The sequence below is a fragment of the Luteolibacter sp. LG18 genome (assembly GCF_036322585.1).
GTDB lineage: Bacteria > Verrucomicrobiota > Verrucomicrobiia > Verrucomicrobiales > Akkermansiaceae > Luteolibacter.
Map to the genome: position 1 here is coordinate 1247900 of NZ_AP024600.1, position 13526 is coordinate 1261425.

The 13526-nt window shown below is 65.0% G+C and carries 15 protein-coding genes; 10 read left to right on the top strand and 5 right to left on the bottom strand.

All coding sequences use genetic code 11. The annotated features are described in order from the left end of the window. Window positions 1-3 precede the first annotated feature (3 nt). From llg_RS05295 to llg_RS05335, 9 genes are all read left to right on the top strand, one after another. Window positions 4-1491 (top strand): DUF1501 domain-containing protein, encoded by a 1488-nt coding sequence (locus llg_RS05295; protein ID WP_338288529.1) that lies wholly within the window; start codon window positions 4-6, stop codon window positions 1489-1491. A gap of 169 nt (window positions 1492-1660) precedes the next feature. Beyond that, window positions 1661-1924 carry a hypothetical protein gene (locus llg_RS05300; RefSeq protein ID WP_338288531.1) on the top strand — a complete coding sequence of 88 codons (264 nt, stop codon included), beginning with the start codon at window positions 1661-1663 and terminating at the stop codon, window positions 1922-1924. Window positions 1925-2199: 275 nt separating this feature from the next. Next, the gene (locus llg_RS05305; protein ID WP_338288532.1) at window positions 2200-3075 is read left to right on the top strand and encodes a DMT family transporter; all 876 of its coding nucleotides are present in this window, start codon (window positions 2200-2202) and stop codon (window positions 3073-3075) included. 62 nt (window positions 3076-3137) lie between these two features. Next, window positions 3138-4388: an aspartate aminotransferase family protein gene (locus llg_RS05310; protein ID WP_338288534.1), complete on the top strand. Its 1251-nt coding sequence runs from the start codon at window positions 3138-3140 to the stop codon at window positions 4386-4388. A 112-nt stretch (window positions 4389-4500) separates the two neighbouring features. Next, window positions 4501-4839 carry a four helix bundle protein gene (locus llg_RS05315; RefSeq protein WP_338288536.1) on the top strand — a complete coding sequence of 113 codons (339 nt, stop codon included), beginning with the start codon at window positions 4501-4503 and terminating at the stop codon, window positions 4837-4839. 63 nt (window positions 4840-4902) lie between these two features. Continuing rightward, window positions 4903-5802, top strand: a complete 900-nt coding sequence (gene argF, locus llg_RS05320) for an ornithine carbamoyltransferase (protein ID WP_338288538.1) — start codon at window positions 4903-4905, stop codon at window positions 5800-5802. Beyond that, window positions 5802-6596, top strand: coding sequence for an ATP-binding cassette domain-containing protein (locus llg_RS05325; protein WP_338288540.1), 795 nt, complete (start codon window positions 5802-5804; stop codon window positions 6594-6596). The genes argF and llg_RS05325 overlap by 1 nt, the downstream gene beginning before the upstream one ends. Before the next feature lie 8 nt (window positions 6597-6604). After that, the gene (locus llg_RS05330) at window positions 6605-6994 is read left to right on the top strand and encodes a (deoxy)nucleoside triphosphate pyrophosphohydrolase (RefSeq protein ID WP_338288542.1); all 390 of its coding nucleotides are present in this window, start codon (window positions 6605-6607) and stop codon (window positions 6992-6994) included. 335 nt (window positions 6995-7329) lie between these two features. Beyond that, window positions 7330-8379, top strand: coding sequence for a Gfo/Idh/MocA family oxidoreductase (locus tag llg_RS05335; RefSeq protein ID WP_338288544.1), 1050 nt, complete (start codon window positions 7330-7332; stop codon window positions 8377-8379). A gap of 3 nt (window positions 8380-8382) precedes the next feature. On the opposite strand, the gene llg_RS05340 is transcribed toward llg_RS05335, so the two are convergent. The 4 genes from llg_RS05340 to llg_RS05355 form a co-directional block, all read right to left on the bottom strand. Continuing rightward, the gene (locus tag llg_RS05340; protein WP_338288546.1) at window positions 8383-9105 is read right to left on the bottom strand and encodes a metallophosphoesterase family protein; all 723 of its coding nucleotides are present in this window, start codon (window positions 9103-9105) and stop codon (window positions 8383-8385) included. Between the two features lie 111 nt (window positions 9106-9216). After that, window positions 9217-10233, bottom strand: a complete 1017-nt coding sequence (locus tag llg_RS05345) for a hypothetical protein (protein ID WP_338288548.1) — start codon at window positions 10231-10233, stop codon at window positions 9217-9219. A gap of 4 nt (window positions 10234-10237) precedes the next feature. Further along, on the bottom strand, window positions 10238-11161 hold the full coding sequence (locus llg_RS05350) for an ABC transporter permease subunit (RefSeq protein WP_338288550.1): 924 nt from the start codon (window positions 11159-11161) through the stop codon (window positions 10238-10240). Continuing rightward, complete coding sequence (locus tag llg_RS05355; RefSeq protein ID WP_338288553.1) at window positions 11158-12015, bottom strand: ABC transporter ATP-binding protein; 858 nt, start codon at window positions 12013-12015, stop codon at window positions 11158-11160. The genes llg_RS05350 and llg_RS05355 overlap by 4 nt, the downstream gene beginning before the upstream one ends. A 151-nt stretch (window positions 12016-12166) precedes the next feature. Here llg_RS05355 and llg_RS05360 point away from each other — a divergent pair, with 151 nt between their 5' ends. Beyond that, entirely contained in the window at window positions 12167-12991 is an 825-nt protein-coding gene (locus llg_RS05360) for a hypothetical protein (protein WP_338288554.1), read from the top strand. 74 nt (window positions 12992-13065) lie between these two features. Here the strand turns inward: llg_RS05360 and llg_RS05365 are convergent, their stop codons facing one another. After that, on the bottom strand, window positions 13066-13515 hold the full coding sequence (locus tag llg_RS05365; protein ID WP_338288555.1) for a hypothetical protein: 450 nt from the start codon (window positions 13513-13515) through the stop codon (window positions 13066-13068). Window positions 13516-13526: the final 11 nt, after the last annotated feature.

Consider the following 13526-nt stretch of genomic DNA (forward strand, 5'->3'; position numbering starts at 1 on the left):
GCCATGAACCTCTTCCAACAATACGAACACGACCGCGTGCAGCACGCCACGCGCCGCCACTTCCTGAACCGCTGCGCGGTGGGCCTCGGCGGCATGTGGCTGGCGAGCCAGGGCCGCTCGTGGGGCAACTCCGAAGGCGGCGTGCTGGCGAAGGACCCGGCGAACCCGCTCGCGCCGGACGTGCCGATGTTCGCGGCGAAGGCGAAGCGCGTGATCTACCTGCACATGGCGGGATCGCCGAGCCAGCTCGAGTTGTTCGACTACAAGCCGGAGCTGGTGAAGCTCGATGGCAAGGACTGTCCGCAGGAGTTCCTCGCGGGCAAGCAATTCGCCTTCATCCAGGGCGTGCCGAAGATGTTGTCCTCGGTGTTCCCCTTCCACCAGGCGGGAAAGAGCGGGCAGTGGATCTCCGACCGGCTGCCGCACCTCGAGACGATGATCGACGAGCTGTGCATCGTGAAATCGCTCTACACCACCCAGTTCAACCACGCCCCGGCGCAGCTCATGATGCACACCGGTGAGCAACGCCTGGGCCTGCCCTCGATGGGCGCGTGGGCGACCTACGGGCTCGGCTCGGAGAACGCGAACCTGCCCGGATTCATGGTGCTGACCTCAGGTGGCAACAACCCCGACGCGGGCAAGTCGGTGTGGGGCTCCGGTTACCTGCCCTCCATCTACCAGGGCGTGCAGTGCCGCTCGAAGGGCGACCCGGTGCTCTTCCTCGCGAACCCGGACGGCGTGTCCGGCTCGATGCGGCGCCGCACGCTCGACGCGATCTCGCAGATCAACAGCAAGATCGAAAAGGACGTGGGTGATCCGGAAACGCTCACCCGCATCGCCCAGTACGAGATGGCCTACCGGATGCAGATCCACGCCTCCGATGCCTTCGACATCAAGCAGGAGCCCGCCGCGATCCACGAGATGTATGGCACCAAGCCGGGCGAGGAATCGTTCGCGAACAACTGCCTGCTGGCGCGCCGCCTCGCCGAGCGCGGCGTGCGTTTCATCCAGCTCTTCGACTGGGGCTGGGACTCGCACGGCACCGACGTGGGCACGGACCTGCGGAAGGGCTTCGTCAACAAGTGCAACTCGATCGACAAACCGATCGCGGCGCTGCTGAAGGACCTCAAACAACGCGGCCTGCTGGAGGAAACGCTGGTGATCTGGGGCGGCGAGTTCGGCCGCACGCCGATGCGCGAGAACCGCGGCGGCGTCGAGATGCCCTACGTCGGCCGCGACCACCATCCCAGCGCGTTCACGATGTGGATGGCCGGCGGCGGCGTGAAGCCGGGCTTCTCCTACGGCGAGACCGACCCCATCGGCTACGAGGTGGCGAAGGACAAAGTCAGCGTCCACGACTTCCACGCCACCGTGATGAAGCTCCTCGGCTTCGATCACGAGAAGTTCACCTATCCCTTCCAAGGCGCGCACCAGCGCTTCACCAACATCACCAAACCCGGGACGAAGGTGGTGCAGGAGTTGATCGCGTAGCCTGTCCGGATACCGACAACCCTGTCTCGCGGCGGGTTTCTTCTCAAGAACACCCGCCCCCTTGGAAAAATTCCCATCAGCCAATGCATCGCCGGCATGGACCGAGCCGGAGCGCATTCGTCCTCCAGGCGGAGGAAAGCGGGGTCTCCGGTTTCCATTCTGGCCCTATGTGGGATACGTGACGCTATCGGGAGCCTACGACGTGATCCACATCGCCGGATGGGTGCACGACCGCTATGGATGCGGCGCGCACTACACACCCGCCTTGCTGGTGAATGGCATTCTCGTTCTCCTGCTGCTTCTCTATCAGGCCACAACCAGCCGGGGTCTCGGCACGGTCCGCCAACTCCGGGAAATCGTCCTGGCTTTTATCGTCACGCTGCCGGTGGTGGCGATCTCGATGATCGTCGTTTTCGCCTTCGGGTGCCTGTGAAACAGGAAGTCGGTCCCGAGGAGGGACTCTCACATCCCCCTTGACGTCTCGCCCCCGCCCTGCCAAACGGGCGGCGTGATTCTCGTCGCCCGACTCCGAGCCAAACGCAACGCTGCCATTCCGGCATGGCGTGCGATGGCGCACGGAGTGTGATGACGGGACCCGCCCGACCCTCTCCGGAACGCGCCTCACCAGGCAGGATTCCGGGGACGCGCTGAAACGGGCCCCCACTTTTCCTCCCCGGCGATGCCGTTTCGGAATTTCCCGAAACCGCCATGACCGATCCACCCGACGCCTCCCTCACCGACCGGCGCGGCATCTTCCTGATGCTGCTGTCCGTGGTGCTGTTCTCCGCGAACACCCTGATCATCCGCGGCGTGTCCTCGCACGTCCCCGCCGCGGATGGTTGGGTCGCGTCGCTGTTCCGTGGCGTGTGCGGACTGGCGGTGGTGGCCGCGCTCTATGGTTCCGGCCGGGGCTTCAACCCGCGGCGGCTGATCGGCAGCCGGTTGGTCATGATCCGGGGCGTGGTCGGATCCATCGGCATCCTCGCCTTCTACATCAGCGTGACCAAGCTCGGCGCGGCGCGGGCGGTGGTGCTGAACCTGACCTACCCCGCCTTCGCCACGATCATCGCCGCGCTGTGGCTGAAGGAAACCATCACCCGCGCCGCGATCCTGTGGATGGCGCTGGCATTCATCGGCCTGCTGCTCTTCCTCGGCGGTGACGGCCACCTGCTCCACCCCTCGCCCTACGACCTGCTCGGCCTCTTCGGCGCGGTGGCAGCCGGCTGGGTGGTGGTGGTGATCCGGCGGCTGCGGCACGAGGAACACCCGGCCACGATCTACGCCTCGCAGGCGTTCTACGGGCTGCTGGCCTCGGTGCCCGCCGTGACGAAGGTTCCCGCCCTGCCACCGCTGGCCTGGGTCGCCCTGATCGCCGCCGCGGTGGTGGTCAGTTTCGCCCAGCTCCTGATGACCCGCGCCTACCAAGCCCTGCCCGTTTCCCGCGGCTCGGCGATGCAGATGACCCTGCCGCTGGTCACCGCGGTCGGCGGATTCGCCTTCTTCCGGGAAACCTTCCACCTGCCCGAACTCGGCGGGGCCGCCCTGACCCTGCTCGCCACCTGGCGGGTGGTCGCCGCCCGCTGAAAAAACCGCCATCAATCACGGTTTGCCATTTTCCATAACCCCGTTAGCCTCCGCCCCTTCCAATGACCGTTTCCGAGACATTCCAACAGTTCGTCCTTCCCACCTACGGCCGCTTCCCGCTGGTGCCCGTCCGCGGGGAAGGCACCCGCCTTTGGGATGACACCGACAAGGCCTACCTCGATTTCTGCACCGGCATCGCCGTGTGCTCGCTGGGCCACGCCCACCCGCGGCTGACCGCCGCCATCCGCGAGCAGGCGGGCATGCTGCTGCACGTCTCGAACCTCTATCAGATCCCGCAGCAGGCCGAGCTGGCCCGGGTGATCGTGGAGGACCACGTCGGCCTGCCCGGCAAGGTGTTCTTCTCGAACTCCGGCGCGGAGGCGAACGACGGCCTGGTGAAAACCGCCCGGCGCTTCGGCCACAAGCGGCCGCAGGCCGATGGCTCGCCGCGCTACGAGGTGCTGACGTTCAACCAATCCTTCCACGGCCGGACGCTCGGCGGCATCGCCGCCACCGGCCAGGACAAGGTGAAGGAAGGCTTCGATCCGATGCTGCCCGGTTTCCGGCACCTGCCGTTCAACGACATCGCCGCGCTCGAGGAAGCGATCCGGCCCGAGACCGTCGCGATCCTGCTGGAGCCGATTCAGGGCGAAGGCGGCGTGAACGTCGCCACGCCCGAGTTCCTCTCCGCCATCGCCAAGCTGTGCAAGCAGCACGACCTGCTGCTGTTCCTCGATGAAGTGCAGACCGGCTTCGGCCGCTGCGGCGATTCGTGCGCGTGGCGGACGATTTCCTTCGACCTGAAGCCCGACGGCATCTCGTGGGCGAAGGGCATGGGTGGCGGCGTGCCGATCGGGGCCTTCTGGGTCTCCGACCGGTCGATCGGAGCCGAAAGCGCGTCCCTGTCCTCGTTGATGAATCCCGGTTCCCATGGTTCCACCTACGGCGGCAACCCGCTCGTCTGCGCGGCCTCGCTGGCGGTGCTCGATGAGATCCACGAAAAGAACCTCGCCCACAACGCCCGCCGCCAGGAACAGCGGATCCGGGGCATCATCACCGCCTGGAATCTGCCCATCATCACCGAAGTCCGCGGCAAGGGCCTGCTGCTCGGCATCGCCCTCGATCCCGCCTTGATCGAAGTGCCCGAAGGCAAAACCCCGGCCTTGGTCGTGGTGACCAAGCTGATGGAAAAAGGCCTGCTGGTCCCGCCCGCCGGCCCCAACACCTTCCGCTTGCTGCCGCCACTCAACGTCACCGACGCCGAGGTCGATGAGGCCCTGGAGATCATCCATGGGGTCCTGACCGGCCTTTGAGTGGTCAGGGGCCAGTGGCCGGTGGTCAGTGGAAGAAGTGAAGATTCACCAACACGCCGCGATATCGATGCACATCCAATCTTATCGGGACCTTCTCGTCTGGCAGAAATCCATGGATCTCTGTGTGGAGATCCATGGCGCAGCCTTGCTGTTTCCAAAACATGAGATGTTCGGGCTCTCCGCTCAGATCAACCGAGCCGTCGTTTCCATTCCTTCCAATATCGCCGAAGGCCAGGGTCGACGAACCACGCTTGATTTCATCCATTTCCTCTCCATCGCGCGCGGCTCCCTGAACGAAGTTGAAACCCAAATCACGCTGGCCATGAGGTATGGCTACCTCACCTCCACGGATCACGACGGTCTATTGGAGCGATGCTTCGAAATCGGCCGAATGCTGAACGGCCTGATCGATTCCCTGGAGCAACGCATCCACTCTTCTTCTCTTCACTAACCACCGGCCACTGGCCCCTGACCACTCAGAAGCCCGCGCCACCTTCCCACTCCCTTTCTCCCAATGAACCATCTCCTTTCCATCGAAGAACTCACCGCCAAGGACATCACCGGCCTGCTGGAATCGGCCGAGTATCTGAAACGCCAGCGGGGCCGCGACGGCCAGCCGCTCGCGGGCCAGACCTGGGCGATGATCTTCACGAAGTCGTCCACGCGGACGCGGGTTTCGTTTGAAGTCGGCATCCGCGAGCTCGGCGGGTTCCCGATGTTCCTTTCAAAGAACGACATCCAGCTTGGACGCGGCGAGCCGATCAAGGACACCGCCCGCGTGCTGGGCCGGATGGTCCACGGCTGCATCATCCGGACCTTCGCCCAACAGGATGTGGTGGACTTCGCGAACTACTCCGGCATTCCCACGATCAACGCCCTCACCGATGACGAGCACCCGTGCCAGATCCTCGCCGACCTCCTGACGGTTGTGGAACGGCTCGGCACGTGGGAAGGGAAGAAAATCGCCTTCATCGGCGACGGCTTCTCGAACATGACCATCTCATGGATGTGGGCGGCGAAACACCTCGGCTTCGAACTCGCCGTGGCCGCGCCCGCCGCCTACCAGCCGCCCGCCGAATTCCTCTCGAAACTCGATGCCCCGAACGTCACCGTCACCACCGATCCCGCGGTGGCCGCGAAGGGCGCGCACGTCATCAACACCGACGTGTGGCTCTCGATGGGCCAGGAGGACCAGCAGGACAAGGAAGAGGCCTTCGGCCCCTTCCAAGTGAACGCCGCGCTTCTTGAACACGCCGCGCCGGACCACATCGTGCTGCATTGCCTGCCCGCCTACCGCGGCAAGGAGATCACGGAAGAAGTGCTGGAGAAACACGCTGACGTGATCTTCCAGGAAGCCGAAAACCGCCTGCACGCCCAGAAGGCGATCCTGGTGGCGCTGGCGAAGAAGCGCTGATGCCTTCCGCCGAACACCCTCTGCTCGAACTCCGCCACGCCGATGTGTGGCGCGGGGACAACCGCGTGTTCCACGATCTCGCGCTGACCATCCGCGATGACGAGAGCGTTGCAATCCTCGGACCGAACGGCGCGGGCAAAAGCACGCTCATCAAGCTCATCACCGGTGAACTGCGCGCGGCCGCGGAGCCGGGCACGGTCGCGCGGTTGTTCGGCGAAGATCTGTGGTCGCTGGAGGAACTGCGCCACCAGCTCGGTCTGGTCGCGCCGGAGGAAGCCCAGCGTTTCGATCCGGAGGAGCCCGCGGAGGACGTGGTGCTTTCCTCGCTGCGCGGGGCCTTCGGGGTCGCGCGCTGGATGCGGTTTTCGAAGCAGGACCGCGAGCGCGCCCACGCCGCGATGGCGAAAGCCGGGGTGCTCGATCTGGCGAAGCGCGATTACGGCGCGCTGTCGTCCGGCCAACGCCGCCGCTTCCTGCTGGCCCGCGCACTGGTGCACGAGCCGCAGGCGCTGCTGTTGGACGAGCCGACCACCGCGCTCGATTTCCCGTCGTCGTTCGCCTTCATCGAGATCGTCCGCGAGCTGATCCGCAGCGACCATGGCGTGCTGTGGGTGACGCATCATCCCGCCGAGATCCCACCGGAAACCACCCGCGTGATCCTGCTGAAGGATGGCAAGGTGTTCGCCGATGGCCCGCCGAAACAGGTGCTCGCCTCGAAGGTGCTTTCCGAACTCTACGGCCTGCCGCTCAAGGTCCGCTGGAGCGGCGGCTTCTGCCACGTCGGCCCCGCCTGATTGCCGCCATGATCGAAGTCGTCTGTGGATTGATCGGGGATGGAACGGGCCGCGTGCTCGCCTGCCGCCGTCCGCCCGGCAAGCACCTCGGCGGCCTGTGGGAATTCGCCGGCGGCAAGGTCGAGCCCGGCGAAGATCCAGCCGCCGCGTTGATCCGGGAGCTTCAAGAGGAGCTCGGCATCACCGTGGCCATCGACGGCGATCTAACACCCGTCGTCTGGGACTACGACCGCGGACCGATCCGCCTGATTCCCTTCCTGTGCCATATCGAATCCGGCGACCTCCATCCGCACGAACATGACGCGCTGGAATGGGTGGACCGTGAATCCTGCCATCGCCTCGAATGGGCCGCCGCCGATGGACCGATCCTGGCGGAATGGATCGCCGGAATCGAATGATCACAAGAGGAGAAGCGCCAAGGCTTCGTTGCCGACTCTTCAACAGCCACGGAGTGGCGTCTGATCGTAGCCGTGGGTTTCAACCCATGGACAGCAACGGATGGGACGCGGAGTCGCGGAGCGACGATTGAACGGCCGGCATGAAACCGTCTGGCACGTGTCCGCGCTCCCATCCATCGTCGCTCCGCGACTCCATTGAAATGCGATCCAATTCCGTGGGTTGAAACCCACGGCTACAATCCACCGCCACTCCGTGGCGTGAAAGAAGCGAAGACTCCCATCCACGCACCGCCGCATTGACCGCGGCGGGTTCCGCGACGACAACCCGGAAGGACATGAGCAACGACGACACCAAGCTCCGCTGGGGCATTCTCTCGACCGGGCGGATCGCCGTGGTGTTCGCGAAGGCCATGGAGTCCTCGAAAACCGGCAAGGTGGTCGCCGTGGCCAGCCGGGACGGACGCAAGGCGGAGGAGTTCGCCGCCGGCTTCGACATCCCCGATTTCTACGGTTCCTACGAGGAACTGATCGACGACCCGACGGTGCAGGCGGTCTACATCGCCACGCCCCACCCGCAGCACGCCGAGTGGGCACTGCGCGCGATCCGCGCGGGCAAGCACGTGCTGTGCGAGAAGCCGCTGACGATGAACCACGAGGAAACCTCCGAGGTCGCCACCGAGGCCCGCGCTTGGGACGTGGTGGTGATGGAGGCCTACATGTACCGCTGCCACCCACAGACCCAGCGGGTGTTGGATCTCATCCGCCGCGGCGCGATCGGGCGGGTGGGAATGGTGCACGCCACCTTCGGCTTCGACGCGCCCTTCTCCGGTGGCGGCCGCCTTTGGAGCAAGGAGCTGGGCGGCGGTGGCATCCTCGATGTCGGCGGCTACACCACCTCGTGGGCCCGGTTGGTGGCGGGAGCGGTGGAGGGAAAGCCGTTCCTCGATCCGGTGGAGGTCCATGGCTCTGCGATCTTCCATCCGGAAACCGGCGTCGACACCCAGGCCGCCGCCAATCTGGTCTTCCCCAATGGCATGCTCGGACAGGTCTCGTGCAGCATCGGCCTCGGCCAGGAAAACGCCGTGCGCCTCTACGGCACCGAGGGCTGGATGTGGATCCCCTCCCCCTACATCGTGAACCGCCACCTCGAGCCGTCCCGGATCTTCATTTTCAAACCCGGCGCGACCAAGCCGGAGGAGATCCTGGTGACCCCGGACCGGCCGCTCTACACCTACGAGGCCGACGCCTTCGCCGACGCGGTGCGGGCGGGTGAACGCGAGGTGGCCGCCATGACACTCGATGATTCGCTCGGCAATGCCGCGGTGCTCGACCAGTGGCTGGCCAGCGCCCGCTCCCGGGTGGACCGGAAGCTCACGGTGCTCTGAATCTCACCGCCCCTCGGCGATGCGCTCGGCCAGCATCTCGGGGAGGCCGGCGGCGAGGATCTTCTTCTGGGTGGTGGCGATGTCGTACTCCACGCGGCGGACGACCACCAGCTTGTGCTCCAGATCGTAGATCGCGTAGGCCGCGCGCCAGTCGCCATCGCGGGGCTGGCCGACGGAACCGACGTTGATGAAATACTTCGCGCCGTTCTCGATCACCACGGACTCGGCGGCGACTTCCTGGACCTTGTCGGTCTTCATGTAGACCCGCGGCACGTGGGTGTGGCCGTGGAAACAGACCTGGGTGAACTGGTAGGAAAAGTTGGCCATCGCATCGAAGCGGTTGGTCACGTAGTTCCAGTTCGCGGGCTGGTCGAGGGTGCTGTGGACGACGGTGAAATCGGCAACCTGGCGGACCATGCGGAGGCGGCGGAGCCACTGGCGCTGCTCGTCGGAGAGCTGGTCGCGGGTCCACTGCAGGGCGGCGGCAGCCACCGGGTTCATCGCGTCGAGCGAGTGGGAGCCGGAGGCATCCTCGTCGTGGTTGCCCTTCACAGTCGGGCAATCCATGGCTTTCACCTTCTCCAGACAGGCGGCGGGATCGGCATTGTAGCCGACCACATCGCCCATGCAGACGTAGTCCGTCACCCCCTGGGCCGCGGCGTCGGCAAGGACGGCATCCAGGGCCTCGAGGTTGGCATGTATGTCACCGAACAGAGCTATCCGCATGTCAGAAAAATCGCAGGTGGGCGGGTAGGGTGGGCCGCAGGGTGCGTGAGTGTCGAGCCAAACCCGCCAGTGAAAAGGAAGTTCAGGAGGGTTACGGACGGGCCGCGCCGGTCATTTCCGCCGGGGTGCGATTCCTTGCTGATCGTAGAGTTCCTCCCGCATCAGCTCGGAATCGTCCTGGAACCACTCGTCCGGAGTCTCGTCCCGGCGCACCGCCTTGGTGAACACGCTCTTGTTCTTCGGAATCACCAGTTGGGTCTCCAAGGCGGTCAGCGCGGCGGCCACGCCATCGACCGGGAAACGCTCGTTCTGGCGCAACCAGAAAAGGCTCAGCTCATTGTACGCCAGCATCGGGCCACCGAAGAGCGCGGCGGCATGACTCGCCGGGTCCAGCGAGGGCGCGGCCTTCTCCTCCAGCACGAACAGGACGCTGACGAAGGTGGTCGAGCGGTTGCCAGGTTCCTGATAGAGTTGGCGGGCCATTTCCAGGGCCTCCCGCTCCCGACCGGGGCAGCGCGCGAGCGAATAAAGCTGGAACCGCCGGACGTACGGCAGCGCTTGGCCGGTGTCGGCGGCGGCCTTGAAAGCATCGGCCGCGGCCGCATAGTCGCGCAGCTTGTCCGGAGCCGAGCACAGGCGGCCGAGGGCGGCCAGGAGTTTCCAATCGCCCGGGTTGTTCCGGATGCCGCGGCGCAGGAACGCCTCGCCGCGCAGGATCCATTCCCGCCAGGCCTCGCGGCGACGCGCCGGGGGCAGGCTGGAATCGATCCGGTAATCGCTGGCCGCATTGTACGCCATGTGCCAGCTCCCCATGTCCCAGTATTGGGTGGTCTGGGGCGCGAGATCGACCATCAGGTCGTAGGTGTCCGCCACCTCGCTCCAGCGTTTATCCGTGAAACAGGTGTAGGCCCGGAGATTGAGGAAGGTGGCGACCAGCGTCCGCAGGCCACCGAGCGCCACGGCGCTGCTGGTCTGGCCAATCCGGTCGCGGGTATCCAGGCCGACCGGCGCGGCCAGCAGGCCGGTGGCCCGGAACTCGCGGGTCATGGGGGCTTCCCACAACGGGCGCAGTCCCCCGGCGGCGAGCAGGCCGATGGCGAGGAGGCAGTACTTGAGCGGGCGTTTCACCGGGTCAGAACTCCTTGTCCGAAAACACGAACCATGATCCCACCACGTAAACCCCCACGTAGTAGGCCGCCGCCCAGACGAGTTTCCCGAACTGGGCGAGCTCCATCATCTTCCCTTGGATCACGGCGTCGATGACGTTGAAAAGCTGGAAGTCCGGAAACACCACCGCGATGATCTGCCCGATGTGGCGGGCCACCGCCGTCTGCGAACCATCCGGGCCACCCAAGGCATCCCCTTGGAAATGGCCGATGAAGTAAACGAGGAAGCTGACCACCGTGGTGAACAGCGTGCTGGTGGAAAAGGTCGAGATCAGCAGCGCCACCGCCGCCATCACCGCGGCGCGGAGGAACACCGCCACCACCGCGCCCTGGAGGCTCCAGGTCGGCCCTTGGAGCAGGGTGTCATGGGTGAGCGAATCCCGCGCGGCCTGGGTCCAGTGGTGGGCATCCGCCAGGGATTTCTGCACATCCAGCACGATCGACATGCGGATCTGGAGCATCACCGTCATCAGGATGTCCATGAGCCCCAGCGAGACGAGCAGCAGCAGCAGGACGCCGCAGAGTTTTCCGACGAGGTAATCGAGCCGCGGCACCGGCTTGGCCAGGATGGTGTAAAGGGTGCGGTCCTCCACATCCTTCGGCAGCAGCAGGGCGGTGGAGACGATCCCGAAGACCACCGAGAAGAGGGTCATCGCGCCCAGCGACCAGCTCTTGATCAGGCGCAGGATGTCCAGCCCCTCCGCCCCCATCGCCTCCGAACCGGAGTGCTGGGGCAGGTCGAAGAAATTGCTGGCGATGGCGATCACGGCGAAGATCGCGAGAAAGTAGAAGACCTTCATCCGCGCCAGTTGGGTGAAGGCATGCCCGGCGATCACCGAGATCCGGCGCAGACGGGCGAAAGGCAGTTTCCTGGAAGTGGCGTGGGTCATGGCTCGTCGCCGGAGGTTGCGCGCAGGAAGAGGCGCTCAAGGGTGGTCTTCGGCTTGCCGGAGCGCAGCCACTCGGCCTTGCCGGAGCGCTTCACCAGCGCCTGGATCTCGGCCACCAGCTCCGGGGAAGCGTCGCGCAAGACGATTTCGGTCTGGTCCTCGATCGCGATGAGGTCTTCGAGATGGCCCTCCCGGACCATCTTGCCGCGGAAAATGATGCCGACGTGATCGCAGACCTCCTGCACTTGTTCGAGGAGGTGGGAGCAGAGGAACACGGTGATGCCCTTGTCCCGCAGCTTCAGGATCAGGTCCCGGATCTGGCGGGAACCGATCGGGTCCACCCCGGCGGTGGGTTCGTCCAGGATCACCAGCCGCGGTTCCTGAACCAGCGCCTGGGCCAGGCCGACGCGCTGGAGCATGCCCTTCGAGTAACCGGCGATGCGGCGGTCGCTCGCACCCTCCAGGTCCACCAGCGCCAGCAGCTCGGCCACGCGGTCCTTCAACACCTTGCCACGCAGGCCGCAGAGCTTGCCGTAGAATGACAGGGTTTCGGCACCGGTGAGGTGCTTGTAGAAATACGGGTTCTCCGGGAGGAAGCCGACGTCATCGCGGGAATCCACCTTCAGCGAGTCCTTGCCGAAAATCGCACAGCGCCCGGAGGTCGGGGCCACCAGCCCCAACAGGGCCTTCATGGTGGTCGATTTCCCGGAGCCGTTCGGGCCGATCAGGCCGTAGACCTCGCCCGGCTGGATCACCAGCGAGACGTGGTCGACCGCGCGCAGCGGGGCGCGGCGGAAGGACGTCTTGAAGTCCTTCACGAGGTCTCGGATTTCAACGGCGGGAACGGGTTCCATGCGGAGGGTGCCAGACGATAGGGATGCCGGCGCACGTGGCAACGGGCATTTTTCATGTCCGGTCAGTTGGAAACGGCGACAGTTTTTCGACAGAAGCGTGCTTGAGATTTCCCACAACTCTACCCACCATCCTAACTTGAACCCCGAAATCATGAAAAAATTGATCCTGCCCCTGCTCGCCCTGGCCACCGCGCTGGGCCTCACGAGCTGTTTCCAATCCGAAACCGTCATCCACCTGAAGAAGGATGGTAGCGGCACCATCGTGGAAGAGACCTTCCTCGGTGAGCAGATGAAAGCCATGATGGCCCAGATGTCCGCCATCGGCGGCGGCGAAGGCGATGCCAAGGCCAAGGACCCGCTCGCCGACTCGTTCTCCGAGGAAAAAGCCAAGGCGAAGGCCGCCTCCCTCGGCGAGGGTGTGAGCCTCGACAAGGTCGAGAAGGTCAATGCCAATGGCAAGGATGGCTACCGCGTGACCTACAAGTTCACCGACATCAACAAGGTGAAGTTCGATCCCGGTGACGCGACCGACAGCATGAAGCCGCCGGGTGCCGACGAGGGCGAGAAGAAGAAGTCCGACCCGATCACCTTCGCCTACGCCGGTGGCAAGCTGACCATCAAGATGCCGAAGCCCGAGGGCAAGAAGGACAAGCCCGAAGCCAAGGAGGGAGAAGGCGAGGACGATGCCCAGGACGCCCAGCAGGAGGCCATGATGAAGCAGATGTTCGCCGACATGAAGATCACGGTGAAGCTCACCGCCGATGGCGGCATCGAGAAGACCGACGCCACCCACGCCAGCGGTGACTCCATCACCCTGATGGAAATGGACTTCGGCAAGCTCATGAAGGACCCGACCGCCTTCAAGAAACTCCAGAAGGCCAACCCGGAAACCCCCGAGGAGATCGAGCAGACCCTCAAGGGAGTGGACGGCATCAAGATGGAGTCCAAGCCGGAAGTGACCGCGACGCTCAAGTAAGCGGACTCTCCAACCGATCACGCAAGGCCGCGGATGTGTCATCCGCGGCCTCTTCGTTTCACTGTTTCACAGGTTCACCAGCTCGCGTGGGAGTCCGGCGCGTGCTTGCCGTCACCGGCGAGCGAGCATTCGAGATAGAGATCCCCGACCTTCGGAAACACGTTGGCATCCGGGCGATCGTAGGTACCCCCGCCCTGGCAGGTCTTTTCGCCGACGGCGGCGCTGTAGAGATCACCGCCGATGTAGCCCTTTTCCAACAAGTGGCGGGCGATGTCGTAGGTGCCGTAGGCCACGGTCGGGTGGCCGCCGGCTTCCGCGCCGCTGAGGTTCTGGTACGAACGCACGGCGAGCTGGACGCTGTAGAGCGTCATGATGCACTCGCCGCGCTGCGCGCCCTTTTTCCAGACGCTGGAGGCGATGAACGTGATGCCAAGCAGGGTCATCAGGACGCACAGCACGACTGTCAATTCGAGCAGCGTGATTCCGCGCGCCCCGGGGGCCCGGGATGGGTGGGAAGACTTCATGGTGGGTGGGG

Bases quoted from the DNA above. Each gene is read 5' to 3' on its own strand.
- llg_RS05295 (WP_338288529.1), top strand. From the start codon at position 4: ATGAACCTCTTCCAACAATACGAACACGACCGCGTGCAGCACGCCACG.
- llg_RS05305 (WP_338288532.1), top strand. From the start codon at position 2,200: ATGACCGATCCACCCGACGCCTCCCTCACCGACCGGCGCGGCATCTTC.
- llg_RS05310 (WP_338288534.1), top strand. From the start codon at position 3,138: ATGACCGTTTCCGAGACATTCCAACAGTTCGTCCTTCCCACCTACGGC.
- llg_RS05315 (WP_338288536.1), top strand. From the start codon at position 4,501: ATGGATCTCTGTGTGGAGATCCATGGCGCAGCCTTGCTGTTTCCAAAA.
- argF (WP_338288538.1), top strand. From the start codon at position 4,903: ATGAACCATCTCCTTTCCATCGAAGAACTCACCGCCAAGGACATCACC.
- llg_RS05325 (WP_338288540.1), top strand. From the start codon at position 5,802: ATGCCTTCCGCCGAACACCCTCTGCTCGAACTCCGCCACGCCGATGTG.
- llg_RS05330 (WP_338288542.1), top strand. From the start codon at position 6,605: ATGATCGAAGTCGTCTGTGGATTGATCGGGGATGGAACGGGCCGCGTG.
- llg_RS05335 (WP_338288544.1), top strand. From the start codon at position 7,330: ATGAGCAACGACGACACCAAGCTCCGCTGGGGCATTCTCTCGACCGGG.
- llg_RS05340 (WP_338288546.1), bottom strand. From the start codon at position 9,105: ATGCGGATAGCTCTGTTCGGTGACATACATGCCAACCTCGAGGCCCTG.
- llg_RS05350 (WP_338288550.1), bottom strand. From the start codon at position 11,161: ATGACCCACGCCACTTCCAGGAAACTGCCTTTCGCCCGTCTGCGCCGG.
- llg_RS05355 (WP_338288553.1), bottom strand. From the start codon at position 12,015: ATGGAACCCGTTCCCGCCGTTGAAATCCGAGACCTCGTGAAGGACTTC.
- llg_RS05360 (WP_338288554.1), top strand. From the start codon at position 12,167: ATGAAAAAATTGATCCTGCCCCTGCTCGCCCTGGCCACCGCGCTGGGC.
- llg_RS05365 (WP_338288555.1), bottom strand. From the start codon at position 13,515: ATGAAGTCTTCCCACCCATCCCGGGCCCCCGGGGCGCGCGGAATCACG.